The 23,183-nt window shown below is 65.3% G+C and carries 28 protein-coding genes; 4 read left to right on the top strand and 24 right to left on the bottom strand.

Annotated features, from left to right (window positions below):
- The first annotated feature begins 48 nt into the window (after window positions 1-48).
- Window positions 49-1,212, top strand: a complete 1,164-nt coding sequence (gene glgA, locus CH273_RS09215; RefSeq protein ID WP_032394094.1) for a glycogen synthase — start codon at window positions 49-51, stop codon at window positions 1,210-1,212.
- A gap of 10 nt (window positions 1,213-1,222) precedes the next feature.
- Here the strand turns inward: glgA and CH273_RS09210 are convergent, their stop codons facing one another.
- The 12 genes from CH273_RS09210 to CH273_RS27630 all read right to left on the bottom strand — a co-directional run bounded on the left by CH273_RS09210 (window position 1,223) and on the right by CH273_RS27630 (window position 10,719).
- Window positions 1,223-2,077, bottom strand: a complete 855-nt coding sequence (locus tag CH273_RS09210; RefSeq protein ID WP_032394093.1) for a methyltransferase domain-containing protein — start codon at window positions 2,075-2,077, stop codon at window positions 1,223-1,225.
- A 112-nt stretch (window positions 2,078-2,189) separates the two neighbouring features.
- Window positions 2,190-2,357 carry a DUF3117 domain-containing protein gene (locus CH273_RS09205; protein WP_008714277.1) on the bottom strand — a complete coding sequence of 56 codons (168 nt, stop codon included), beginning with the start codon at window positions 2,355-2,357 and terminating at the stop codon, window positions 2,190-2,192.
- 95 nt (window positions 2,358-2,452) lie between these two features.
- Window positions 2,453-3,061 carry a DNA-3-methyladenine glycosylase I gene (locus CH273_RS09200; protein WP_032394092.1) on the bottom strand — a complete coding sequence of 203 codons (609 nt, stop codon included), beginning with the start codon at window positions 3,059-3,061 and terminating at the stop codon, window positions 2,453-2,455.
- Entirely contained in the window at window positions 3,058-3,387 is a 330-nt protein-coding gene (locus tag CH273_RS09195) for a DivIVA domain-containing protein (protein WP_032394091.1), read from the bottom strand. Before CH273_RS09195 ends, CH273_RS09200 begins: the two co-directional genes overlap by 4 nt.
- Window positions 3,388-3,417: 30 nt before the next feature.
- The gene (locus CH273_RS09190) at window positions 3,418-4,347 is read right to left on the bottom strand and encodes a glucosyl-3-phosphoglycerate synthase (protein ID WP_032394090.1); all 930 of its coding nucleotides are present in this window, start codon (window positions 4,345-4,347) and stop codon (window positions 3,418-3,420) included.
- Entirely contained in the window at window positions 4,344-5,204 is an 861-nt protein-coding gene (gene folP / locus CH273_RS09185; RefSeq protein ID WP_032394089.1) for a dihydropteroate synthase, read from the bottom strand. Before folP ends, CH273_RS09190 begins: the two co-directional genes overlap by 4 nt.
- Window positions 5,205-5,240: 36 nt before the next feature.
- Window positions 5,241-7,016 carry a long-chain-acyl-CoA synthetase gene (locus CH273_RS09180; RefSeq protein WP_032394088.1) on the bottom strand — a complete coding sequence of 592 codons (1,776 nt, stop codon included), beginning with the start codon at window positions 7,014-7,016 and terminating at the stop codon, window positions 5,241-5,243.
- A 92-nt stretch (window positions 7,017-7,108) separates the two neighbouring features.
- Window positions 7,109-7,672, bottom strand: coding sequence for an LOG family protein (locus tag CH273_RS09175; RefSeq protein WP_032394087.1), 564 nt, complete (start codon window positions 7,670-7,672; stop codon window positions 7,109-7,111).
- Complete coding sequence (locus tag CH273_RS09170) at window positions 7,669-8,475, bottom strand: LOG family protein (RefSeq protein WP_032394086.1); 807 nt, start codon at window positions 8,473-8,475, stop codon at window positions 7,669-7,671. The genes CH273_RS09175 and CH273_RS09170 overlap by 4 nt, the downstream gene beginning before the upstream one ends.
- Before the next feature lie 10 nt (window positions 8,476-8,485).
- Window positions 8,486-9,571 carry a succinyl-diaminopimelate desuccinylase gene (gene dapE, locus CH273_RS09165; RefSeq protein ID WP_094637978.1) on the bottom strand — a complete coding sequence of 362 codons (1,086 nt, stop codon included), beginning with the start codon at window positions 9,569-9,571 and terminating at the stop codon, window positions 8,486-8,488.
- Window positions 9,572-9,582: 11 nt separating this feature from the next.
- Window positions 9,583-10,527 carry an SMP-30/gluconolactonase/LRE family protein gene (locus CH273_RS09160; RefSeq protein ID WP_032394085.1) on the bottom strand — a complete coding sequence of 315 codons (945 nt, stop codon included), beginning with the start codon at window positions 10,525-10,527 and terminating at the stop codon, window positions 9,583-9,585.
- Window positions 10,528-10,575: 48 nt separating this feature from the next.
- Window positions 10,576-10,719, bottom strand: a complete 144-nt coding sequence (locus CH273_RS27630) for a hypothetical protein (protein WP_155290784.1) — start codon at window positions 10,717-10,719, stop codon at window positions 10,576-10,578.
- Between the two features lie 180 nt (window positions 10,720-10,899).
- Here CH273_RS27630 and dapD point away from each other — a divergent pair, with 180 nt between their 5' ends.
- Entirely contained in the window at window positions 10,900-11,853 is a 954-nt protein-coding gene (gene dapD / locus CH273_RS09150; RefSeq protein ID WP_032394083.1) for a 2,3,4,5-tetrahydropyridine-2,6-dicarboxylate N-succinyltransferase, read from the top strand.
- A 100-nt stretch (window positions 11,854-11,953) separates the two neighbouring features.
- On the opposite strand, the gene CH273_RS09145 is transcribed toward dapD, so the two are convergent.
- The 5 genes from CH273_RS09145 to CH273_RS09125 are packed head-to-tail and all read right to left on the bottom strand — an operon-like array spanning window position 11,954 to window position 15,384.
- Window positions 11,954-13,390: an HNH endonuclease signature motif containing protein gene (locus CH273_RS09145; RefSeq protein WP_094637977.1), complete on the bottom strand. Its 1,437-nt coding sequence runs from the start codon at window positions 13,388-13,390 to the stop codon at window positions 11,954-11,956.
- Between the two features lie 54 nt (window positions 13,391-13,444).
- Window positions 13,445-13,873: a nuclear transport factor 2 family protein gene (locus CH273_RS09140; RefSeq protein WP_230596627.1), complete on the bottom strand. Its 429-nt coding sequence runs from the start codon at window positions 13,871-13,873 to the stop codon at window positions 13,445-13,447.
- A gap of 18 nt (window positions 13,874-13,891) precedes the next feature.
- Window positions 13,892-14,347: a 6,7-dimethyl-8-ribityllumazine synthase gene (locus CH273_RS09135; RefSeq protein ID WP_032394082.1), complete on the bottom strand. Its 456-nt coding sequence runs from the start codon at window positions 14,345-14,347 to the stop codon at window positions 13,892-13,894.
- Window positions 14,348-14,357: 10 nt separating this feature from the next.
- Window positions 14,358-14,789 carry a DUF1810 domain-containing protein gene (locus tag CH273_RS09130; protein WP_032394228.1) on the bottom strand — a complete coding sequence of 144 codons (432 nt, stop codon included), beginning with the start codon at window positions 14,787-14,789 and terminating at the stop codon, window positions 14,358-14,360.
- Between the two features lie 10 nt (window positions 14,790-14,799).
- A complete protein-coding gene (locus tag CH273_RS09125) occupies window positions 14,800-15,384 on the bottom strand; it encodes a TetR/AcrR family transcriptional regulator (RefSeq protein ID WP_032394081.1) in 585 nt (194 codons plus the stop codon).
- A gap of 61 nt (window positions 15,385-15,445) precedes the next feature.
- Between CH273_RS09125 and CH273_RS09120 the strand changes: the two genes are divergently transcribed.
- Window positions 15,446-16,207 carry an SDR family NAD(P)-dependent oxidoreductase gene (locus tag CH273_RS09120; RefSeq protein ID WP_230596626.1) on the top strand — a complete coding sequence of 254 codons (762 nt, stop codon included), beginning with the start codon at window positions 15,446-15,448 and terminating at the stop codon, window positions 16,205-16,207.
- Between the two features lie 6 nt (window positions 16,208-16,213).
- Here the strand turns inward: CH273_RS09120 and CH273_RS09115 are convergent, their stop codons facing one another.
- From CH273_RS09115 to CH273_RS09090, 6 genes are all read right to left on the bottom strand, one after another.
- Window positions 16,214-16,699, bottom strand: coding sequence for a CoA-binding protein (locus CH273_RS09115; RefSeq protein WP_032394079.1), 486 nt, complete (start codon window positions 16,697-16,699; stop codon window positions 16,214-16,216).
- Window positions 16,696-17,994 (bottom strand): O-acetylhomoserine aminocarboxypropyltransferase/cysteine synthase family protein, encoded by a 1,299-nt coding sequence (locus tag CH273_RS09110; RefSeq protein WP_032394078.1) that lies wholly within the window; start codon window positions 17,992-17,994, stop codon window positions 16,696-16,698. The genes CH273_RS09115 and CH273_RS09110 overlap by 4 nt, the downstream gene beginning before the upstream one ends.
- Window positions 17,995-17,998: 4 nt before the next feature.
- Complete coding sequence (locus tag CH273_RS09105) at window positions 17,999-18,511, bottom strand: OsmC family protein (RefSeq protein ID WP_032394077.1); 513 nt, start codon at window positions 18,509-18,511, stop codon at window positions 17,999-18,001.
- A 190-nt stretch (window positions 18,512-18,701) separates the two neighbouring features.
- Window positions 18,702-19,361: an SDR family NAD(P)-dependent oxidoreductase gene (locus CH273_RS09100; RefSeq protein WP_032394076.1), complete on the bottom strand. Its 660-nt coding sequence runs from the start codon at window positions 19,359-19,361 to the stop codon at window positions 18,702-18,704.
- Between the two features lie 48 nt (window positions 19,362-19,409).
- A complete protein-coding gene (locus tag CH273_RS09095) occupies window positions 19,410-20,456 on the bottom strand; it encodes an ABC transporter substrate-binding protein (protein ID WP_052049271.1) in 1,047 nt (348 codons plus the stop codon).
- Window positions 20,457-20,499: 43 nt separating this feature from the next.
- Entirely contained in the window at window positions 20,500-21,915 is a 1,416-nt protein-coding gene (locus CH273_RS09090) for an acyl-CoA synthetase (protein ID WP_032394075.1), read from the bottom strand.
- A 2-nt stretch (window positions 21,916-21,917) separates the two neighbouring features.
- Between CH273_RS09090 and CH273_RS09085 the strand changes: the two genes are divergently transcribed.
- The gene (locus CH273_RS09085; RefSeq protein ID WP_032394074.1) at window positions 21,918-22,343 is read left to right on the top strand and encodes a hypothetical protein; all 426 of its coding nucleotides are present in this window, start codon (window positions 21,918-21,920) and stop codon (window positions 22,341-22,343) included.
- Between the two features lie 165 nt (window positions 22,344-22,508).
- Here CH273_RS09085 and CH273_RS09080 read toward each other — a convergent pair whose 3' ends face one another.
- Window positions 22,509-23,126 carry a LysE family translocator gene (locus tag CH273_RS09080; RefSeq protein WP_032394073.1) on the bottom strand — a complete coding sequence of 206 codons (618 nt, stop codon included), beginning with the start codon at window positions 23,124-23,126 and terminating at the stop codon, window positions 22,509-22,511.
- Between the last annotated feature and the right edge of the window lie 57 nt (window positions 23,127-23,183).

Raw genomic sequence — 23,183 nt, 5'->3', positions numbered from 1 at the left:
CTTGCTAGCAGTACACGCACAACTGCTGGGGAATGTAGGTTCGTTCACGTGCGCGTAGCAATGATGACCAAGGAATATCCCCCGGAGATCTACGGTGGCGCAGGAGTCCATGTCACGGAGTTGACCGCGCAGCTGAAATCGCTGTGCGACGTGGACATCCACTGCATGGGCGCGCCGCGCGACACCGCGCAGGTACACGACCCCGATCCCGCACTCGCCGGAGCGAACGCCGCGTTGACGACGCTGTCGGCCGAGCTGCGGATGGCCAACGCCGCCGCCGACGCCGACGTGGTGCACTCACACACCTGGTACACCGGCCTCGCGGGCCATCTCGCCGCCGAGTTGTACGACGTTCCGCACATCCTCACCGCACACTCCCTCGAACCACGGCGGCCGTGGAAGGCCGAGCAGCTCGGCGGCGGCTACCGCATCTCGTCGTGGTCCGAGCGCAATGCCGTGGAATACGCAGACGCGGTCATCGCCGTCAGCGAGGGCATGGCCAAAGACGTGCTCGACGCGTACCCGCGGCTCGATCCGAGCCGGGTTCATGTGGTGCGCAACGGAATCGACACGCAGCGGTGGTTCGCCGACCAGGGCACCGCAACTCTGGACGAGATCGGCGTCGATCGAAGCAAGCCGATCGTCGCGTTCGTCGGCCGTATCACCAGGCAGAAGGGTGTGGGCCACCTGATCGCTGCCGCCCACCACTTCGACCCGTCGATCCAGCTCGTCCTGTGCGCTGGTGCCCCCGACACTCCGGAGATCGCCGCGGAAACCGAGCGGGCCGTCGCCCTGCTCGCCGAGCAGCGCGGCGGTGTGTTCTGGGTCAAGGACATGCTGCCCACCGACAAGATTCGCGAGATCCTCACTGCAGCAGCCGTCTTCGTCTGCCCCTCGGTGTACGAGCCACTGGGCATCGTCAACCTCGAGGCGATGGCCTGCGAAACTGCTGTGGTGGCATCGGATGTCGGCGGCATTCCCGAGGTCGTCGACGAGGGCCGTACCGGACGCCTGGTGCACTACAACTCCTACGAACCCGATGCCTTCGAGCGGAACCTGGCCGAGACCGTCAACGAGGTCGCCCTCGATCCCGCGCTCGCGGCAGCGATGGGCAAGGCGGGTCGAGAGCGGGCCGTCGCCGAGTTCTCCTGGGCGTCGATCGCGAAGCAGACTCTCGCCGTCTACAACGACGCTCTGGCGCGCCGCCGCTGATCGGGACGACTCAGCGATTCGTGTTGCGATAGGTCGACACCGTCACCGACGCGGTGACCTCGGTGGTGTCCGGTAGCTGCGTCAGCGCCGCAGCCCGCGCCTCGGGGTCACCGTGACGCGCCGACGGGCCCATGCCGATCAGAGCCTCGATGTCGTTGTGCGAGAGCATCATCGGATATTCCAGCGGAGATTCCGTGACCGGTTCGAACAGACCGGACAACGATTCGCTCAGGCGGCGGGGCTTGTCCTCGTCGACGCCGATGAGTCCCAGCGGCCCCCGCAGCTCGCGCTGATGCCGCGTCGTGGGCGTGACGACCACCAACACGCCGTCGTCGACGAGTACCCGATTCAGTTCTCCGGCGTTGCGCGGAGCGAAGACGCACGTCACCGCGGACAGGGCACCCGACCGCACCGGAAGTCCGCTCCAGATGTCGGCGACCACGGACCCCAGCCGGGGATGGGACCGGGCAGCGCGCCTGGCCGCGAACTTCGACACGTCGACGCCCATCCCCCGAGCCTCGGGGTGGTCGTCGAGAACAGCCGCGAGATAGTGACCGGTTCCGACCCCGACGTCGAGCACCACCTCGCTGTCCACCGGGACCCCCGCAGACACTGCTCGGGCAATCGGGTCGAAGTGCCCCTCCCCCAGGAACGCATCGCGCGCGGCGATCATCTCGGCCGAATCGCCGGTGAACTTGCCGCCGTCACCGGTCAGCAGACTGACGTACCCCTGCCGAGCGACATCGAACGAGTGTCCTCGATCGCACCACAGCGCCCGATCCGTGTCGCCGACACCGAGCCCGGAGTCGACCTCGCGTGCTCGGCACTGCGGACACAGCAGCACATCCACGACGTCGGTCAGCATCGGACACCTCCTCCGTCACGACTCTGCCGGACGGCACAGTCGTGAACACAACACAAAGCCCCGCTTGCCGTCACGGCGAGCGGGGCTGAGCGATGATCGATCGACAGAACGGTCAGCCGGTGACACCCTTCAATTCGTCACCGAGCGCCGCGGCCTCGTCGGGGGTCAATTCGACGACCAATCGGCCGCCCCCCTCGAGCGGGACGCGCATGACGATTCCTCGTCCCTCTTTGGTTGCTTCGAGGGGACCGTCCCCGGTCCGGGGCTTCATCGCCGCCATCCTCTGCTCCCTCCAGATCTGCGCCCACCAGCTCGGCGCCTAGGCCAAAAAGACAATTTCGTCGCGGGGCGACGGGTGTTGTCCCCTATTCTTCCCTATCGTCGTCGATACCGGGAACCGGAGTCGGTATTGACGACCTGCACCCAACACCCCGACAGGTGATCGTCGACCATTCCGGTGGCCTGCATCAAGGCGTAGGCAGTTGTCGGACCGACGAACCGTAGGCCCCGCCGCTTGAGCTCCTTGGCCAGAGCGGTGGACTCCGGAGTCGAGGCGGGCACATCGGAGAACTCGGTCAGGCGCGCCGGCCTGGGTTTCGGAGCGAACGACCAGAGCAGGGTGTCGAGGTCGGTATCGTCGAAATCGACGATGGCACGCGCGTTGCTCACCGCAGCGTCGATCTTGAGCCTGTTGCGCACGATGGACGCGTCGTTCATCAACCGTTCGACATCGGCGTCGCCGAACCGGGCCACCAGCTCGGGATCGAATCCGGCGAATGCCGTGCGGAAGCTGTCGCGTTTGCGCAGGATCGTGATCCACGACAGGCCCGATTGGAACGCTTCGAGACAGAGCCGCTCGTAGAGCTCGTTGCGGCCGTGGAGCGGCTGTCCCCATTCGAGATCGTGGTAGTTCCGGTACAGGTCGTCGTCGGTGGCACCCCAGGGGCAGCGCAGTCGGCCGTCCGGTCCGGCGACAGCGCTCATCGCTCGTCCGGCTCATCCGGGGACGGGGCGACCGTCTCCTGTGCCTGCTGCGCAGCCGACAGCCGCGAACGGAGCATGTCGATCTCGCCGCCCAGTCGCTCCAACGCCCAGTCGACCTCGCTGGGCTTGTAGCCGCGCAGGCTCTGCTGAAACTTCAGCGCGTGCACGTCGGCACCGGTGACGCCTTCGGCCGGCAGAACGGTCGCGGTGGTTCCCTCGGGCAGCGGGCCCAGTTCCTCACCGCGACCGAACACCGCTGACGCCACGAAGAACAATGCAGCGGCGACGACGGCAATGACGACGACGTAGATCAGCAGCGTCAACATGCCACGATCTTGTCACGACCGCCCGACACGCTATTTCAGCGAGTTCATCGCCGGTCGGTCCAGCAACGACACCTCGGTCGAGAACGGCTCGAAGGAGTCGCCGTCGACCCGGAACTGCATCAGACCGGCACCGGAATCGACCATCCCGCACCGATTGAGCATCGTCCCGACGATCTGTCTGCTCATGGCCCCGAGTTCGACCAGCGGGCGGTTGCGGTGCTTGCGCACACCCAGATTCACCTGGCCGATCGCCCGCAGTCCGAGCCTGTCGTAGGTATCGAGCAGCAGCCCGATCTCCACTCCGTAGCCGGGTGCGAACGGCACCGCGGACAGAAGCTCACGCGTACCGGCATACTCACCGCCGAGGGGCTGAATGACCCCGGTCAGCTCGGGCCGAAGGGCAGCGAGCAGCGGCCTTGCCACGAGCTCGGTGACGCGTCCACCGCCGTTGGCGTCCTCGGTTCCACTGGTCCGCAACGGACGGCGGTAGTAGCCCTTGACGAGGTGGATGCCGTCGCCCATCAGCAGGGGGCCGAGCAACTTGGGCACGAACGCCGGATCGGGGTTGATCAGGTCGGAGTCGACGAACGCGATGAGATCACCGGTCGACGCGGCGACCGAACGCCACAGAACCTCGCCCTTGCCCGGTACCGGGTCCACGCCGGGTACCGCTTCTTCTCGGCTGATGACGCGTGCGCCGGCCGCTGTCGCGCGCACGGCCGTCTCGTCGGTGGAACCGGAGTCCAACACGATCAGCTCGTCGACGAGGCCACCGAGCAACGGGTGGATGGTGTCGATGACAGCGGCAACCGTCTGTTCCTCGTTCAATGCCGGGAGTACCACCGACACCGTTCGGCCCGCTTTGGCGGCCTCGAGCTCGGCAATGGTCCACTCCGGGGTGTCCCAGCTGTTGGTCTCGGACCACGCCCTGGTGACGTCCGTTCGATCTGCAAGTGTCATGCCAGACCCCTGACCGTCCGCGCCGGGGTTCTCAGTCCCTGGATCGCTGCCACCATGTCGACGACTCTTCTGGTCGACGCAACTTCGTGCACCCGGAACATTCGGGCTCCGCCTGCTGCGGCCAATGCTGTCGCTGCCAATGTTCCCTCCAACCGGTCGGCGAGCTCTACCCCTAGAGTCTCGCCTACGAAGTCCTTGTTGCTCAGCGCCATGAGCACAGGCCACCCGGTGTTTACAAGATCGTCCACGCGACGCAACAACTCGAGCCCGTGATAGGTGTTTTTCCCGAAATCGTGCGTCGGATCGATCAGAATCGAATCTTTTTTCACCCCCTCCGCAACGGCGTTCTCCGCGGCGGCGGTGACTTCGGTGATCACGTCGGCCACGACATCGGCGTACCGAACCCGATGCGGGCGAGTGCGGGGCACCGCACCGCCGGTGTGCGAGCAGACGATGCCGACTCCTTCGGCGGCAGCGACGCGCACCAGCTCGGGGTCGGCCCCGGCCCACGTGTCGTTGATCAGATCCGCTCCGACACCGCAGGCCAGTCGAGCTACCTCGCTGCGCCAGGTGTCCACACTGATCAGCAGCTCCGGATACGCGTCCCGGATGGCCTCGACGAACGGAACGACACGGCGGATCTCCTCCTCGGCGTCGACGATGTCGCCGGGACCTGCCTTCACACCACCGATGTCGATCATGTCGGCACCCTCTGCGACAGCCCGGTGCACCGACGCCATCGCAGCGTCGTCGCTGAAATTCGCACCCCCGTCGTAGAACGAATCGGGGGTGCGATTGACGATGGCCATGACCAATGCGCGATCGTCGGCGACCGGTTTGCCGCAGAGGGTGCTCATGAAATCAATAGTGGCACGAGCGCATCTTTCGGGTGCTCAGCCCTTGGGGGCCTTGCCTGCGGCGACCTCGGCGACGTAGCCGTCGTACGCCTTTTCGTAGCCGCCGGACTTGCCGCGCAGCACGTACAGGTCGCTGTCTCCGTCTTCCTCGTAACCGAGCTTGCGCAGGGCCACCTTCTGACTCTTGAACGTCGACGTCTGCTCGAGGCTGTCGACGACCCTGACGAAGAGGGGCACCGCGTACGTGGGGAGCTTGTCGTATAGGTGCGCGGCCGTGGACTTGCCGTCGAAGGTCTCGCCCTCGCGCAGCGTCACCGCAGCCATGCCTGCCTTGCCATCGGTTCCCTCGATGTCGACGCCGTACACGACGGCACCGTCGATCGACGGATGCCCACCGAGCGCACCTTCGACCTGCGTGGTGGCCACGTTCTCACCCTTCCAACGGAAGGTGTCGCCGAGACGGTCGACGAATGCGACGTGCATCCAGCCCTGCTTACGAACCAGATCGCCGGTGTCGAACCACGCGTCGCCGTCTTTGAAGCCGTCGCGCACCAACTTCTTCTCGGTGGCCTTGTCGTCGGAGTAGCCGTCGAACGGCGCCCGGTCGGTCACCTTGGACAGCAACAGTCCGACCTCGCCGTTTCCGACCTTGCGGAGCTTGCCGTCCTGACCGCGCTTGGCCTTGCCGGATTCCTCGTCGTACTGGACGACTGCGTACGGGAGCGGGCAGATCCCGGCGGTCTTCTTCATGTTGAGGGCGTTGATGAACGCGATGTTGCACTCGCTTGCACCGTAGAACTCGGCGACCCGGGAGATGCCGAATCGTTCGGTGAACTCCTCCCAGATCTCCGGGCGCAGTCCGTTGCCGACGATCAGTTTCACCGAGTTGTCGCGGTCGGAGCTCTTCTTCGGCTGTGTCAGCAGGTAGCGGCACAGCTCGCCGATGTAGGTGAACGCGGTGGCCTTGTTGACCCGGATGTCGTCCCAGAAATTGCTCACCGAGAACTGCTTGCCGATGGCCATCGTCGCGCCGCCTGCGAGCACCGAGGACAGCGTCACCGTCAGCGCGTTGTTGTGGTAGAGCGGCAGGCAGCAGTAGATGACGTCGTTGCTGCGCAGCCGGACACCCATGTTGCCGAGACCGGACATCGACTTGAGCCAGCGGAAGTGGCTCATCAGGCTCGCCTTCGGCATGCCGGTGGTGCCCGAGGTGAAGATGTAGAACGCCTTCTCCTTGGCCTGGATCTCGGCGGTCACCTTCGGGTTGGCTGTCGACGCCGTCGCGGCGAGTTCGGCGAGTTTCTTCAGCGGCAGTACGGCACCGACCTTCGGCTCCCCGTCGAGCGAATCGAGTGCCTCCTGCGCGTTCTCGTCCAGTACCAGGACCTTCGCCTCGAGAATGCCCAGGCTGTGTTCGAGTACATCGCCGCGCTGGTTGTAGTTCAGCATTCCCGCGGTGGCGCCGAGTTTGACGGCGGCAAGTGCGGCGAACAGCGCCTCCGGGCGGTTCTTGCTGAGGATGCCGACGACGTCGCCGCGCTTGACTCCGTGGTCTGCGAACACCGCGGCGTACTGGTTGACGAGCTCGTTCGCGTCCCGGTAGGTGATCGACTCACCCTCGAACCGCACGAACGGACGGTCGCTGTTCTTCGCGGCGGCATCCTGGAAGACCTGACCGATCGACGCCTTGTGGTCGGGTTTGCGGGTGAATCCCGCCAGGCCCTTGAGGAGACTGGGCACCTCCGTCACCATTTTCGGCAACGCGACCGCGAGGTCGGTCACTCCAATTTTCTGACGGGCATCGACAGCCATGTACTCCCCTTTGAAGACGATGTGAGATTTCTTACCCTACTTGAGAGTAACAACTTTGAGGAGCGCGCTCGTCGGCCACGGTTGGTGACCTGTCACAACGTTGCACAGGCGTCCAGGGCAGCCTCGACCGACGCGGTCCTGATCAGGGCATCCACAGCGCGCTGCTGGACGAAGCCCGTGGCCAGCAGCCCGTCGATCCACTGCATCATGCCGTCGAAATGTCCGAATGGGTCGAGCATCACCATCGGCTTGCTGTGCATCCCGAGATAGCCCGCGGTCCACGTCTCGAACAGCTCCTCCAATGTCCCGATGCCACCCGGCAAGGTGATGAACGCGTCGGCGCGGTCCTCCATGATCTTCTTCCGCTCGCGCATGGTGTCGGTGACGATCAACTCGTCGGCATCGACATCGGCGACCTCGCGATGCACGAGTGCTTTGGGGATCACGCCGACCGTGTTGCCGCCCGCAGCTCGCGTCGCCGCAGCAACGGCGCCCATCATCGACACGTTGCCGCCGCCCGAGACGAGCTGCCAGCCTCGTCGGCCGATCTCGGTGCCGACCTCGGCGGCGAGGTCGATGAAAGAGGAGTCGACGGGACCGGACGCGCAGTAGACGCAGACACTGATCGCGCGTTCGGTCGTGCCACGATCGCTCACTGCTGGGCCTCGCGGACGATCCGGACAGCCTCGTCGACGCTGTCGGTGCAGTGGATCAGTTCGAGGTCCTTCTCGGACACCTTGCCTTCTTTCACGAGAGTCGTCTTGATCCAATCGAGCAGTCCCGACCAGAAGTCCTTGCCCAGCAACACGATCGGGAACCTGGTGACCTTGGCCGTCTGCACCAGGGTCAGCGCCTCGAAGAGTTCGTCGAGAGTACCGAAGCCGCCGGGAAGGCACACGAACGCCTGCGAGTACTTCACGAACATGGTCTTGCGGACGAAGAAGTAGCGAAAGTTGACGCCCAGATCGACCCATTCGTTGAGGCCCTGCTCGAACGGCAGCTCGATCCCGAGCCCGATCGAGTACCCGTCGGCCTCGCTCGCGCCTCGGTTGGCCCCCTCCATCGCGCCCGGCCCACCACCGGTGATGACGGCGAAGCCCTCCTTCGCGAGAGCGGCTCCGAGTTGCCGGGCTCGGGCGTACTCGGGATGGTCGACGGGGGTGCGCGCCGAACCGAACACCGTCACGGCCTTGGGGACCTCGGCGAGTGCACCGAATCCCTCGACGAATTCGCTCTGGATTCGCAAGACTCGCCAGGTGTCGGAGTGAATCCAGTTCCCCGGTCCTCGCTCGTCGAGCAGGCGCTGATCCGAGGTGGAGGTCTCGGTGTTCCGGCCACGCCGAAGTACGACGGAACCCTTGTGCTTGGCCGGCTTCTCGCTGCTGTGCCACTCGAAACTGCTGTGTTCTTCGGAACTGCCGTGTTCCTCGGAACTACCTGGGTCCTGGTCGCTGTTCATGGCGTTCAGGCTATCCGGCAGTGAGGTAGCCCCGGAGAACCTGCGTGACGTGGGTGATCTGCTCGACGGGGACGCGTTCGTCGCGCTTGTGGGCGAGGTTGGGGTCGCCGGGTCCGTAGTTGACCGCCGGAATACCGAGCGCCGAGAACCGGGAGACGTCCGTCCAGCCGTACTTGGCGCGGAATTGTCCGCCCGCGGCTTCGATCAGCGCAGCCGCCGCAGGCTGGTTCAGTCCGGGAAGGGCACCCGGCGACGAGTCGGTGACCTCGAAGCCGAGATCCAGTCCCTCGACCACCTCACGAACGTGTTCGACGGCGTCGTCGACGCTGCGATCGGGTGCGAAGCGAAAGTTGACATCGAGCTCGGCCGCGTCTGGAACGACGTTGCCCGCGACCCCACCGGAGATCCGGACCGCTTGCAGCCCTTCCCGATACACGCAGCCATCGATGTCGACGGTGCGTGCCCGATACGCCGCGAGCCGGTTCAGAACCGCGCCGAATTTGTGAATTGCGTTGTCGCCCAACCAGGACCGGGCACTGTGGGCCCGTGTTCCCGACGCCGTCAACCGAACCCGCAGTGTCCCTTGGCAACCGGCCTCGATGAACCCGCCGGACGGTTCGCCGAGGATCGCGACGTCGGCGACCAGCCATTCGGGAAGTTCGCGTTCGATGCGGCCCAGCCCGTTGCGGGCAGCCGCGATCTCCTCGCAGTCGTAGAACACCAGAGTCAGATCGTGCGCAGGATTGTCGATCGTCGCGGCGAGATGCAGGAACACTGCGTCGCCCGACTTCATGTCGACGGTTCCGCAGCCGTGCAGGATGTCACCTTCGGCGCTGTCGTGTTCCCGCCTCGACGGAACGTTGTCTGCGATAGGAACCGTGTCGAGGTGCCCGGCGAGCATCACGCGCGACCCGAGCCCGAGGTCGGTCCGGGCCAGCACGGCGTTGCCACTGCGGATGATCTCGAAGCCGGTGGTCTGGTCGCGGAGCGCCTGTTCCACCTCGTCCGCAATGCGCGATTCGTCCTCGCTGACACTGGGGATGTCCACCAGCGCCGCGGTGAGGTCGATCGGGTCTGCATTCAGTTCGAGCGTCACGGGTGAAAATTCTAGGCCGTGGATCCCGGAATCTCGCGGACCACGCCGTCGAAGCCGGCACCGAACAATCTTCCGTTCGAGAACCCCTGGTCGGAGCGACCGTAGGCGACGACGCTGGTCAACCGAGTTCCGGTGCCGATGACGCACGTCGCCCCCGGCGCATCGATGCGGACGACGGAGCCGCCTGCATTCAGCGGTACCACCGGACGTCCGGCGTCGTCGAGGGTGAGTCCGTCCGGAGCTGCGAACGAGTCGAGTCCCGTCAGGTCGAGCACGCTTTCCGGTGCCGAGGGGTCGGCGATCGGAATCCGGCTGACGCCCGGGTTCACGAAGGTGCGCGAGACGTAGAGGTACCGATCGGCGGCGTCGAGCACTGCGCCGTTGGCACTGGGGAAGCTCGCCCACGCCGGGTCGACCGAACCATCGGGGCCGATCCGGCCGATGAGCGAGCCGAAGTCGTTGGTGGCGTACACCGTTCCGTCAGCGGCGACGGCGAGCCCGTTGGCTGCGCTCAGACCGGTTGCGAACGGGGTCACGGTCAGGGTGTTCACGTCGAGCCGCACGATCCCGGCGGCCTTGACGATGTCTCCGACGAAGACGCGAGGGTCGGCCCCGTAGCCGACCAGCAGGGTGCCGTCGGGCATCCAGGCCAGGGCACCACCGCCGCCGCTGGGAACCGTCGCGATGGGATAGGCGGCCTGCCCCGGCGCGTCGATGCGGTACACCCGTCCGGAGACGATGTCGGTGACGTAGGCCCGGCCCGAGGCGTCGACCGTCAGGCCTTCCAGAGCCGCACCCGGGATCCGTGCGACCACTGCCGACGGACCGCCTGCGCCGGCGCAGGAGGGATCAGCGACTGCGGTGCCGGACCCGACGACGACGCTCCCGGCCACCACTATCGCAGCAGCGATCGCCGTGACGACCGAACGTATACGCGCGGACTTGCTCGAACCCATGACACTCCCCCCCAACCTCGGCGACCCCCTGTCAGCCGATGACGATGTCTACCACGCGCCTGCGACATGCAAACCCAGGGCGACCCCGAGCACGATCGTCGTCGCCAGGGTCGTCACCAACCCGGTGAAGGACACACCGTCCGCCATCGCCGAGGTCACTCCACGGATGCGGGAGTCGGGACGTGTGGTCACCGGGAAACTCTGTCAGCTTCCCCGCCGTCGATGCGTCCGCCGGCATTTCGATGCGATCACGCTCGACGGTCGAACCGATAACGAACCGACGCCGCGTCGGGAACGGCGTCCAGGAACAGACGACGTTCCCGTACTGACGGGCCAACCCGCCCTCCGGGTCCACCGCGTATTCTTCGAGCCGTGAGCGCACAGGGAGCATCAGCAGTAGGCATTGCCAACATCACGACGTCGGGCGTCGTTCTCGACACCTGGTTTCCGAACCCGGAGCTCGGGTCGGGCTTCGAGACCGGCACCGTCCGGCTCGAGGGTTCGGACGTCCCCGAGGAGCTGGCCGCTCTCGTCGGACCGGACGAGGCGCGCGGCGTCGAGGTAGTCGCAGTGCGCACCAGCATCGCCTCTCTCGACGACGCTCCGATCGACGCCCACGACGCGTATCTGCGACTGCACCTGCTTTCGCACCGGTTGATTCAGCCGCACGGGCAGAACCTCGACGGCGTGTTCGGTCTGCTGTCCAATGTGGTGTGGACCAACTTCGGGCCCGCAGCGGTGGACGGTTTCGAGACGGTGCGCGCGAAACTTCGTGCCCGCGGTCCGGTGACCGTGTACGGAGTCGACAAGTTCCCGCGCCTGGTCGACTACGTCGTTCCCACCGGTGTTCGGATCGCCGACGCCGACCGCGTCCGTCTCGGCGCGCACCTGGCCAGCGGAACGACGGTCATGCACGAGGGCTTCGTCAACTTCAACGCCGGCACGCTCGGCAACTCGATGGTCGAGGGTCGCATCTCCGCGGGCGTCGTCGTGGGCGACGGTTCCGACGTGGGCGGCGGCGCGTCGATCATGGGCACGCTCTCCGGCGGCGGCAAGAATGTCATTTCCGTCGGAAAGAGCTGTCTGCTGGGCGCGAACTCCGGACTCGGCATCTCACTCGGTGACGACTGCGTCGTCGAGGCCGGGCTCTACATCACCGCAGGAACCAAGGTGAGTGGCCCGGATGGAACAGTGGTGAAGGCGGCGACACTGTCCGGCAAGTCCAACCTGCTGTTCCGTCGCAACTCGCTGTCGGGCGCTGTCGAGGTGGTGCCGTGGAAGGGCACCGGCGTCGAACTGAACGCGGCACTGCACGCCAACGACTGAGAGCTGAATTCCCGAATCAGGCTTACTGCCAACCTCTTCCAGCCCCGCACCGTGTTCTCGGTGCGGGGCTGGATTGGTTCTGCGGTTCGTCTGGGCAGGCTCAGGCGATGTGGGGGCCTGCTCGGGCGTGGGATGGTCTGGGTTGTCGATATGGGTCGACGGTGGCCGGTGGCACGAACCACGGGTGGTTGTCGACGCCGATGAATACTTCCCAGTCACTGTGGTGGAGGAGTCGGTGGTGGAATCCGCACAGGAGGACGAGGTTGTTCATGTCGGTGGGGCCACCATCGGCCCAGTGCCAGATGTGATGCGCTTCTGTCCAGGCGGCGGGTTTGCCGCAGCCGGGAAAAGCGCAGGTGTGGTCTCGGGCGATGAGCGCCTTCTTCTGTTTGGCGGTGACGGTGCGTGCGGTGCGAGCGAGGTTGATCGGGGAACCCGTCTCGTCCATGACGATCGCAGTGAGGACGCAATCGCAGGCGAGTTGCCGGGAGGTGTTGCGCGAGAGCGGTCCCATCCAGGGCAGCCACCCGACCGAAGTGCCGTCGCCGAACAGGTCCCTGTATGCGCCGCGATCCGTTGCACGGCGGTCACTGCCACTGCCGTTGTCCGGCTCGGTTGGTGCGTCGTCGATGATGGGGCTACCGGTGTTGATGTCGACCGGATCGCCTGCTTCTGTGTCGGATTCGGCTGCTGCGCGGGTGGTTTCGTCGTCGGCGATGTCGTCTGCGATGTCGTCGGCGTCGGCACTGTCGGCATTGTCGCGGAGGTCGGTGAGGTCACGCAGGGTGATGTGCAGGTTCAGGTGCGGCCTCTCGCCGCCTTCGATGGGTCGATCACTCGAGGCAAGGTACTGGTCGAGGATGTGCCCGAAGGCGGCGGCTCGTCGCTTGGCGGGGCTGCGGTCGTCTCCGGTTTTGGGTGTCTCGTCGCCGTCGGGGTCGGGTCGTGGTTCGGTCAACGGTGAGAGTGCGGTGAGCAGCTTCTCGCCGGTAACGGCATCGAAGTCCCCTTTTAACGCGAACCGCCCGTTGAGGGTTTTGGAGGCGAAGAGTTCGTTGCGGTCGGTGTCGTCGGCGGGTGGTGTCTTGCCGCCGTAGGTGTCGTGGAGTTTGGTGATCGCTTCCCGGATGCGGCCGGTGCGGGCTCCGGGCCCGGTCGCAGCGGTGATCATCGCCTTACGGGCGATGTCTTGGCCTGCTGGGGGGAGGTTCTTGGGTGGGGTTTCGGCGAAGGTGAGGATCAGGGCGGCGTGGTCGATGGTCATGACTCCGGTGTTCACGGCGTCGGCGATGTCGGGGAAGTTCTTCAGTCCGCGGGCGAGGGCTACGATCTTGGTGGCCTTGGACGGTGAGAGCAGGGTGGTGGAGGTGAGCCAGCCGGCGGGGCCGGGGAATCCGAGTTTCTCCCGGCTCACGCGGGTGTCGATGTCGGCGACGAGAGCGATGCGGCGGGCTTCGAGGAGCTGGATCTGGTGGGAGACCGCGGCGGCGTCGGCGAGGAGTTCGGCCTCGCTCAGTTGCCAGATCGCTGTGGTCATGCCATGAATTGTATCGAACGTGCGTTCGACCGACAACCTTCGTTGAATCGAAAACTATTGCGCTGCTTGACTATTCAGTATTCCAAACCTGTCGGTGGGGTGTGGTATCGGATACGGTCGTGCCTTGGTGATAAAGGATTTTCCATCACCCGCGCGGCGTTGCCACAACGTCATCCTGCGGGTGGATCGGCCGCCCTGCTCGAGAATGTAGGTCAGCAAATACGCATTCGAGGCAATTTCTCGGAGTTCGAATTCACTGGCTGTCCAGTCGACATCGAGTTGCCCGGTGGGGTCGGATGCGTATCGCTTTTCGAGAACGGCCCAGACGTGCTCGCGGTCGTATCGCCTGCCCGACGCACCGACCTCCCAGAAACCCACGTCCGTCAGGCGATCGAAATCCTCACGCGTGATGCCGAACTCACGGCGATGGAAAACCGGCTCTCGTCGTTCGAGCTCCTCGAGCACCGCATACTCGTCGAACACAGGATTGCCCGCCGAGCGTCAGCCGATGGTCCCCAGTGACGCCAGGGTTTTCACCACAGCCCGTGCGGCTTCTGCGCCTTTGGTTTCGAGGTGGGCGGTGAAGAAGGCGTTGTGGTCGGCGTGTTCGTGGAAGTGGTGTGGCGTCAGCACCACGGAGAACACCGGCACGTCGGTGTCCAGCTGCACTCGCATCAGGCCGTCGATGACCGCCGTTTCGACGAAGTCGTGTCGGTAGATTCCGCCGTCCACCACCAGTGCAGCGGCGACGATCGCGGAGTACTTGCCCGTCTTGGCGAGCCGCTGTGCGTGCAGTGGGATCTCGAAGGCCCCGGGTACCTCGAACACGTCGATGGGCGTCTGCCCCTGTCCGAGCTTCTCCAGTTCGGCGGCGAATCCCACTCGCGCACGATCGACGATGTCCAAGTGCCAGCTGGCGTGGACGAAGGCAATGGATCCGGCGAGTGGAGTCGTCATGGATGCGATGCTAGCGGTATCGCTCGTCGAGCAAGTCGAGTGTCGGGCTATCGAATTCACCGGCGAAATACTTCTGCAACACTTCGCCGAATACGGACGGACCCTTGGTAGCTTCGGCGAAAAGCGTCATGGACGAATGCAACTTCAGGTTGTCGGGATAACCGAAGATCTCGTCGACCGTCCGCCCCTCGACAGCTGCCACAAGCCTTGCTGCCTTCTTCAGGCGAGGGCCCAACACTTCGTGCGAGAGGTAGAGCTCCGCCTCGGTCAGATCGGCGATGCCGAAGTGTTGAGCGGTTGCGCTACGCCCCAGTCCCGCCAACTGTGGGAACACGAACCACATCCAGTGTGTCTGCTTGCGTCCCGCCTTCAGTTCCTTCGTCACTGCGGTCCAGACGGGGTCCTGGGCGTCGACGAAGCGTTGCAGGTCGTATTCGGTCATGCCGTTCAACCTAGGTGAACCCACGCAGCAGCGTGTCGACGGTCGCGTCGAGAAGATCCTCGATCGCGACGCCGTCGAGCAGGTCCCCGGTGGCCAGCATCGCAAGTCCGTGCACGCTCGCGAAAGCAACGCGCGCGAGGATCGCGGGCGGGGCATCGGTGATCACACCCGCGGCGATGGCTTCGCTGAGCAATGCCTCGGTGGCGGTCATGCTCTCGTGCGCAACAGTTTTCAGCTTCTCGCTGGCGTCGGGATGATGCTTGGTGCTGTACATGACGTCCAGCAACTCCGGATGTTCGACGGCGAATCCGAGGTAGGCGCGAGCGACTGCACGAAACCGAGCCATCAGCTCACCGGGTCCAGTTGCCGCGGCGACCATCCGGCGGTTCAGCTCCTCGAAACCGTGCAGGGCCAGCGCATCCAACAGCGCTTGCTTGTCGCGGAAGTGGCGCGCGGGAGCACCGTGACTGACCCCGACATCTCTGGCCAGCTGTCGAAGTGACAATGCGTCGACTCCGCGGTGCGCGATGCTCCGTTCGGCCTCGTCGAGCAGTACCGCGCGCAGGTCACCGTGGTGGTACCGCTGCGTAGCCATGAGTTCACCCTAGGCGATGTTGGCGTTGACAACAATGCTGACACTGCCTACATTGGCGGACATGACTTCCACAGCACTGATCACCGGAGCAAGTTCGGGCCTCGGCGAGGAGTTCGCCACTCGATTCGCGGCACGGGGCGAGAACGTCGTCCTGGTGGCACGGCGTGCCGACCGACTGGACACCCTGGCACGACGTATCGAAGCCGACCACGGCGTCACCGCATCCGTTGTCGCGATGGATCTGGGGGTTCCCGGCGTCGGCGAGACCCTCCGAACCACATTGGCCGACAAAGGAATCATCCCCACCACGCTGGTCAACAACGCAGGTTTCGGAACTCACGGGAAATTCGCCGACGAGGATCCCGAGCGCATCGCCGCAGAGATCGCGCTGAACGTGAGCGCGCTGGTCGACCTGACGCATGCGTTTCTGCCCAACCTCACCGGCGCGCTGATCAACATCGCGAGTACCGCTGCGTACCAACCCACCCCCAACATGGCTGTCTACGGTGCCACGAAGGCCTTCGTCCTCAACTTCACCGAGGCCTTGGCCTTCGAGCACCGCAGCTCGCCGCTGAAGATTCTCGCGCTCTCCCCCGGCCCCACCCGCACCGAGTTCTTCGACGTCGTGGGGTCCAAAGACGCCGCGGTGGGCAACTTCCAGACCTCCGAGCAGGTGGTCTCGACAGCCATGCGCGCGTTGGATTCTCGCCGCACCCCCGCGAGTGTGGTCTCCGGCCTGTCCAACAAGATCAGCGCAGGCGGTGTGCGTTTGGCCCCGCGGTCATTGGCCGCCAAGATCAGCGGTCGTCTGCTGAAAGCCTGAGGCCTGTCAACCGCGGATACGACGCGAATCGATCACTCCCGTATCGAATCCGGCCAGATGCAGTCCTCCGTGGAATCGGGCGTGCTCGATCTTGAGGCACCGATCCATGACGACGTTCAGTCCCGCGGCCTGCCCGTCGCGGGCCACCTGCTCGTGCCACAGTCCCAGTTGCAGCCAGATCGTCTTCGCCTGCACTGCAATCGTTTCGGACAGGACCTCGGGCAAGTCGTCGTACTTGCGGAACACGTCCACCAGGTCCGGCGGCTTCGGCAGATCCGCGAGCGTCGGATATACCGTCGTCCCCTCGATATCGGTGATCGTGGGATTCACGAGAAATATCTCGTAGTTGCTCGTCGAGGACAGGTACCGGTTGACGAAGTAACTTGCCCGCGAGGGATTCTTCGACGCCCCGACGATCGCGACTGTCCTGGTCTCCCGCAGAATGCGCTGACGCTCTTGGGCGGACGGGCCCTGCCAGGTGCGCTCGCTCATGACCGCGCCTTTTCTGTTGCCAGTGTCAGGGCCTGATCCAGGTCCCACAGAATGTCCTCGGCATCTTCGAGTCCGACGCTGATGCGAATCAACTCGGGTCCGACACCTGCTCCGCGAAGTTGCTCGTCGCTCAGTTGTCGGTGTGTGGTGCTGCCCGGGTGGATCACCAGCGTCCGCACGTCTCCGATATTGGCGACGTGGCTGGCGACCTGAACGCTTTCGACGAACCTCTGCCCGGCCTCGCGGCCACCGTCGATTCCGAAGGCGAACACCGCACCGGGACCGGCGGGAAGGTACTTCGCTGCCCGGTCGTGATGCGGATGGCCCTCCAGGCCAGCCCATCTCACGTAGTCGACACGCGGATCGTGTTCGAGCCACTCGGCGACCAGTCGGGCATTGCCGACGTGCGCATCCATCCGTTGCGGCAGCGTTTCCACTCCCTGGATCAACGTGAATGCCGATTGCGGTGCCAATGCGCCCCCGATGTCGCGCAACTGCTCGCTGCGCAGCTTCGTCAGAAAGCCGTACTCGCCGAAGTTCCCCCACCACGACAGCCCGCCGTACGACGCGACCGGTTCGGTCATCTGCGGGAATTTGCCCGAGCCCCAATCGAATCGACCGGATTCGATCACCACTCCCCCGAGGGTGGAACCATGTCCGCCGAGGAACTTGGTGGCCGAGTGGATCACGATGTCGGCACCGAATTCGATGGGCCGACTGAGCCAGGGAGTCGCCATCGTCGCGTCGATCACCAACGGAATTCCGTGATCGTGCGCGACAGCGGCGAGACCCTCGAGGTCGGCGATCTCGCCCGACGGGTTGCCGATGATCTCGGCGTAGATCAGTTTGGTCGAATCCGTCACCGCCGCTGCGTAATCCACCGGATCGGTGCCGGGAACGAACGTGGTCTCGACGCCGAAGCGGCGCAGGGTCACATCGAGCTGGGTCACCGTGCCGCCGTAGAGCCCGGCCGCGGCAACGATGTGGTCTCCGCTACCGGCAAGCGCTGCGAACACCGCGAACTCGGCGGACAACCCACTGGCGAACGCGACCGCCCCGATACCGCCTTCGAGGCTCGCAATGCGCTCCTCGAAGGCGGCGACGGTGGGGTTCCCGATGCGGCTGTAGACGTTGCCGTACTTCTGCAGAGCGAACAGATCACCCGCGTCCGCCGAATTCTCGAACACGTAGCTCGCCGTCTGATAGATCGGCACCGCACGCGAACCGGTGGAAGGGTCAGGTCTCGCTCCGGCGTGAATTGCTCTGGTACGCAGGCCGAATGTCCGTTCGCTCATGACGTCAGGCCGTTTCGAGAACGGTGTGGATCGGGGTGGGATTGCGCGTCAGATCCAGCACGGGGCAGTGATCGTCGACGGCCTTCTGCAGCTCCTCGTACCGCTCCCGCGACTCGGGACCGGTGACGGTCACCACGACCCGCACCTCACCGAAACCGGGACGAACGTCGTCGTCGAAACCGAAGAATCCGCGAACGTCGAGGTCACCCTCGGCCTTGGCCTTGATGTCGTCGACGACGATACCGAGCTTCTCCGCCCAGACGCGGTACGTGACCACTTGGCAGGACAGCAGAGACGCCAGGTAGTACTCGACCGGGTTGGCCGCCTTGTTCTCACCACCGAGGGCGGGCGGCTCGTCGACCTCGACGCTGTACTTGCCCAGGGTGACGGTGCTGGCGACGGCATCGTGCGCGGTGACCGAGGCCCGGAAGACCGCCTGGGCGTTCTTGGCGTCGGCCTGCACGGCCTCGTCGGTGGCGGCGATGATGCCGCCGAGGTGGGACACAGATGTGGTCATGAGTGATCCTGTTCGTCGAAAGAGGTTGCCGGAAGAACCCGAGGAGCACGTAGAGCTCGTCGGGGCTGGGTTCGATCGACAGTTACGAACAGGAAGAAGTGCAGACCAGGCACAGATCGATGGTGCGACGACGCACGAGCCTTCTGCCCGCGTCGGTCACATGTGTCTCGGTCACGGTGCCGACAATAGCCTAAGAGAACTGGTCTGCGCCGACGTCGGTTTCGTCGTCGGTGATCGCCGCGACGATACGTTCCGCCACCGCCTCCGGCGTCAGCCCCTGGGGCAGTTTCGGTGCCTGCCCGGCGATCGGCCGCGTCGCAAGACCCGTCTCGGTGTGCGGCGGACGCACGTCGACGATCCTGATCTTCGACTTACGCGCCTCTGTACGGACGCTTTTCAGCAGTGCCGTCACCGCAGCCTTGCTCGCCGAGTAGGCACCCATGTTCGGCATCGGCTTGTCGGCCACGACGGCACTGATGTTGAGCACGAACCCGCCCTGATCCAGGGTGGTCAGCGCTTCTCGAAGTACCCGCAGTGGTGCGAGATAGTTGAGCAGCAACAGTTCGTCGACGGTGTCGTCGTCCACGTCGGTGACCGGCCCGAACGCCACGACACCTGCGGCGATGACGATCCCGTCCAGTCCGCCGTGGTGTTCGACGGCCTCCGCGACCACCGAGCGAGCCGAATCAGGCAGCGTCAGATCGGCATTCACCGTGTGGTGGTCAGACTCGATGCTCCGGCCGCTCACGGTCAGCCGAGCACCGGCCTTCGCGAGCTGCTCGACGATCGGACCGCCGAGACCGCCACTGGCACCGAATACGAGAATGCGCGCACCATCGATAGTGGTCATCTCTCGAATTTAACCGCCGCCTCGCACTCCTGCTGACGACGGCGTTCATCAGAGCAGTTCGGCTGCGCGGCGGACCACATCGATGCAGATGTCGAGATTGAGCGGGCTCAACGTCGAGAAGCCCTGAGCCACTTCACCTTGTTCGAGCACCACCACCCGGCCCGCTGCGACGCTCGGCAACGAGGTGAACAGTCCGGTATCGACGATCCCGGTCGAGCCGAAGTCGAACACGACGAGCACGTCGGCATCGGCGAGGATGTCGGCGTTCTCTGCGGAGAACTCGGGGCGCGGGGCGTCGGCGGTCGCTCCGTCGGACAGAGCGGCGACCGTCGTGAACCCGGCCCGCCGGAACAGATCCACGGCAGGGATCGACTCGTGACCGAGTCCGTAGAACGTCGACGTGTCGTAGGCGGCAATCAGACCGACCGTCCCACCTGCGACGTCGAGGCCTTCGAGCGCGGCGGACATCCTCGCCTCGGTGTCCGAGATGAGCTCGTCCGCGCGATCTCGCCGATCGAGTGCGTCGCCGATGATCTGCAGGTTGCGTCGCCAATCGAAGTACGCGATCTGAAGCACCGGGGCGAGCGATTCGAGCTGGGAACGAGACTCGGCCACCCCGTCGTCTCCGATGATGAGGTTCGGTTCGGCCGCGGCGATGCGCTCGGTGTCGATCGACTCGCCGAGGGAGATCCGCTCACTCGACCCGCCGAGTTCGGTGAGGGCGTTCTCGTGCCATTCCCACGACCGGTTCGGTGCGCCGGTCATCTCGGCGAAGCCCTCACGCACCCCGAACTGCACGGGGACGACACCGAGCGCGAGCACCGTGTCCAGATCCCACAGGTTGGCCACACACGCCACCCGCTCGGGCCGACGGTCGATCACGACGGACTCACCGGCGTCGTCGACGATCGTGCGGGGATAGCCGTCCGCGGCCGTCCCGTCGCCCGGGGCCTGCTCCTCACCGGTACCGCATCCGGCGAGCAGGGCCGCGATCGCGACGCTGCCGATGAGGAACTCACGACGCGTCGCGGCCTCGATCGTGCCGGTCTCGAGCTGGGTTGCCCCGATGGCGATTGCGGGCGCAGGTGCGGTCATGGCCCAGAACAATAGGCATGCCTAACCTATAACGTCAACAGCGTCAGCCGAGCAACTTCTTCTGCACCTTCCCCATCGCATTACGCGGGAGGGAGTCGACGACGCGAATCTCACGGGGCCGCTTGTGAATCGACAGCTCGGTGGCCACCAGATCGATCAGCACCCGATCCTGCACATCGGTTCCGACGACGAACGCGACGATGCGCTGACCCAGATCGTCGTCGGGCACACCGACCACGGCCACCTCGTCGACGCTCGGATGCCCCAGCAACACCGTCTCGATCTCCCCTGCGCCGACGCGATATCCGCCGGACTTGATCAGATCGGTCGAGGCTCGTCCCACGATTCGATGGAAGCCGTCGGGCTCGATGAGAGCGACGTCCCCGGTGTCGAACCACCCGTCCTCGGTGAAGGTTTTCGCCGTCGCCTCGGGGTTGTTCAGGTAGCCGTCGAACAGCATCGGGCAGCGGATCTGCAACGCTCCGATGGATTCGCCGTCGTGTGGCAGGATTTCGCCCTTCTCTCCGCGCAACCGTGTCTCGACGCCCGCAACCGGCAGTCCGACCGAGCCTGCGCGACGCTCCCCGTCGGCGCGGGTGCTGATGGTGATGAGGGTTTCGCTCATGCCGTATCGCTCGATCGGAGCCTGGCCGGTGAGTTCACGCAGCTTTTCGAACACCGGGACCGGAAGCGGGGCACTGCCGGAAACCAGCAGACGGGCACCGGCAAGAGCGCGGGCCGAGTCCTCGTCCGCGGCGATGCGCGACCATACGGTCGGCACCCCGAAGTACAGGGATCCGCGTGCGGCCGCGTACAGCTCCGGCGTCGGCTTACCGGTGTGGATCAGCGGGCTGCCCACCCGAAGCGGGCCGAGGACACCCAGAATGAGACCGTGCACGTGGAACAACGGAAGCCCCTGCACCACAGTGTCTTTCGACGTCCATGCCCAGGCCTGCGCCAACGCGTCGAGCCCGGCCGCGATGGCGCTGCGAGAGATCAGGACGCCTTTCGGCGGGCCGGTGGTACCGGAGGTGTAGAGCACGAACGCAACCGAGGACGGTAGCGGTTCGGGGTAGCTGTGCCACGACCGTGCATGCTGACGCACCGGCAGAACATCGAGGCCGGAGGTATCCGGCGGCGCTTCACCGAGCCACGCCTGCGCGCCCGAGTCGCGGAGGATGTGCTCACGTTCGGCCACCCCGGCATCGGGCGGAACGGGTACCACGGTGACACCGGCGATGAGTGCACCCACGACGGCGAGCACCGTCTTCACCGACGGCGTCGCGTAGATCGCGAGGCGGTCGGCTCGTGAGATGCGCTCGGCCACGGACGTCGCCGCGCCCAGGATATCGGCACGAGAGAGGGAGACTCCGTCGATCGTGATGGCGTCGGGAATATCGTCTCCTCGCGCAACGGCGAGTGGGTTCAGTGAACGAAGCAGCACATGGCTACCGTACATACATGGACGTGGACGGAATCGACACCGGCGACTACGCCGAGTACATGACGGTCGCCGCTGGTGACCTGCAGGCGGGTGTCTATCTGATCGGAACCGACGCAGAGCAGGACACCGATTCCGAGGACGACCTCGATCTGGACCTCGAGGACTCCGATTCCGACGATGACGACATCGACGTCGCACACGTCACCGACGGCGCGCCGAGGCTGGTCTACTCGGTGCAGTCCGACGACTTCTGGACTCGCGTCGAATTGGCCGATCTACGAGCCACTCAACTCTACGAGGAAGCTCACGCACGCAATCCCGAGGTCAACACCCAGCCGAAACGGTTCACCACCGTCGAGGCGTTCGGCAGCAACGAATTGGTCTACATCCTGCGCATCCGACGCGGCGGCTGGGATGTGGGCGAGCCGGACCTCGAGACGTGATCGACTGGGCCCCTCTGGTCCTCGCAAACGCGCGCGCGTGTGCTGAACGCGAGTGGTTTCGCGTCACGAATCTGCGCGCCTATGCAAGTGCGCGCGCGTGTGCGAGACCCAGGCCGCGCACCAGTGCCCGTCAGTCGTGAAACGTGATGCTGCCGATTCCCTGACTCAGGCCGAGGATGCGACGGTGCCGACGCCGAGCGCGACCAGGATTCCTGCGCTGATGCGGTCGATCCAGTCGGTGACCGCCGGCCTGCGCAGCAGCGCGACCGCACGTGAGGCGAGAACGGAGAACACTCCCATCACCAGCGCCGCGACCACCACCTCGACCAGCCCGAGCGTCATGGCACCGGCGAACGTGACCACGGTGAGGAACTGCGGCACCACCGCGAGATAGAACAGTCCGACCTTGGGATTGAGCGCGCACGAGAGAACTCCGGCACCGAACGCCGACCACGCCGACGCGGCGACGGGCACGAGCGGCTCGCCTGCCACCTTGTTCTTGCGTCGAGCCCGGAAAGCCTTCACGCCCAGGTACAGCAGGTACAGCCCGCCGAGGATCTTCACGACGCGATACGCCGTCGCGGACTGTTCGACGATCGCCGCCAGCCCGACGGCCACCAGCACGGCCCAGAACAGTCCGCCGATCGCGACGCCCATCGCCGCCGCGATGCCCGGCTTGAGGCCGCCGATGCTGTAGCGGAGGACCAGAAACGAATCGGGCCCGGGCAGGATCGCCAGCAGAAAACACACACCGGCGAAGCTGAGCAGCAGGCTGAGAGTCATGGGTACATGAGAACACCCGGGCCGAGCCGAAGCCAACCGACTTTTCTGCCCACAATT

The sequence above is a fragment of the Rhodococcus sp. 05-339-2 genome (assembly GCF_002258965.1).
Classification (GTDB): Bacteria; Actinomycetota; Actinomycetes; order Mycobacteriales; family Mycobacteriaceae; genus Rhodococcoides.
Note: the sequence above shows the minus strand (reverse complement) of the source record. Positions and strands in the feature narration are given on the sequence as shown.

Coding starts and splice junctions, on each gene's coding strand:
- CH273_RS09115 (WP_032394079.1), bottom strand. CDS start 16,699: ATGAGCGAGCGCACCTGGCAGGGCCCGTCCGCCCAAGAGCGTCAGCGC.
- CH273_RS09180 (WP_032394088.1), bottom strand. CDS start 7,016: ATGGCTGTCGATGCCCGTCAGAAAATTGGAGTGACCGACCTCGCGGTC.
- CH273_RS09145 (WP_094637977.1), bottom strand. CDS start 13,390: ATGACCACAGCGATCTGGCAACTGAGCGAGGCCGAACTCCTCGCCGAC.
- CH273_RS09105 (WP_032394077.1), bottom strand. CDS start 18,511: ATGACCACATCTGTGTCCCACCTCGGCGGCATCATCGCCGCCACCGAC.
- CH273_RS09160 (WP_032394085.1), bottom strand. CDS start 10,527: ATGGGTTCGAGCAAGTCCGCGCGTATACGTTCGGTCGTCACGGCGATC.
- CH273_RS09100 (WP_032394076.1), bottom strand. CDS start 19,361: ATGACCACTATCGATGGTGCGCGCATTCTCGTATTCGGTGCCAGTGGC.
- CH273_RS09130 (WP_032394228.1), bottom strand. CDS start 14,789: ATGACCGAATACGACCTGCAACGCTTCGTCGACGCCCAGGACCCCGTC.
- CH273_RS09190 (WP_032394090.1), bottom strand. CDS start 4,347: ATGACACTTGCAGATCGAACGGACGTCACCAGGGCGTGGTCCGAGACC.
- CH273_RS09210 (WP_032394093.1), bottom strand. CDS start 2,077: ATGCTGACCGACGTCGTGGATGTGCTGCTGTGTCCGCAGTGCCGAGCA.
- CH273_RS09200 (WP_032394092.1), bottom strand. CDS start 3,061: ATGAGCGCTGTCGCCGGACCGGACGGCCGACTGCGCTGCCCCTGGGGT.
- CH273_RS09170 (WP_032394086.1), bottom strand. CDS start 8,475: ATGAACAGCGACCAGGACCCAGGTAGTTCCGAGGAACACGGCAGTTCC.
- CH273_RS09090 (WP_032394075.1), bottom strand. CDS start 21,915: ATGTACGGTAGCCATGTGCTGCTTCGTTCACTGAACCCACTCGCCGTT.
- CH273_RS09110 (WP_032394078.1), bottom strand. CDS start 17,994: ATGAGCGAACGGACATTCGGCCTGCGTACCAGAGCAATTCACGCCGGA.
- CH273_RS09080 (WP_032394073.1), bottom strand. CDS start 23,126: ATGACTCTCAGCCTGCTGCTCAGCTTCGCCGGTGTGTGTTTTCTGCTG.
- folP (WP_032394089.1), bottom strand. CDS start 5,204: ATGAGCACCCTCTGCGGCAAACCGGTCGCCGACGATCGCGCATTGGTC.
- CH273_RS09085 (WP_032394074.1), top strand. CDS start 21,918: ATGGACGTGGACGGAATCGACACCGGCGACTACGCCGAGTACATGACG.
- CH273_RS09195 (WP_032394091.1), bottom strand. CDS start 3,387: ATGTTGACGCTGCTGATCTACGTCGTCGTCATTGCCGTCGTCGCCGCT.
- CH273_RS09095 (WP_052049271.1), bottom strand. CDS start 20,456: ATGACCGCACCTGCGCCCGCAATCGCCATCGGGGCAACCCAGCTCGAG.
- CH273_RS09120 (WP_230596626.1), top strand. CDS start 15,446: ATGACTTCCACAGCACTGATCACCGGAGCAAGTTCGGGCCTCGGCGAG.
- CH273_RS09125 (WP_032394081.1), bottom strand. CDS start 15,384: ATGGCTACGCAGCGGTACCACCACGGTGACCTGCGCGCGGTACTGCTC.
- CH273_RS09205 (WP_008714277.1), bottom strand. CDS start 2,357: ATGGCGGCGATGAAGCCCCGGACCGGGGACGGTCCCCTCGAAGCAACC.
- CH273_RS09135 (WP_032394082.1), bottom strand. CDS start 14,347: ATGACGACTCCACTCGCCGGATCCATTGCCTTCGTCCACGCCAGCTGG.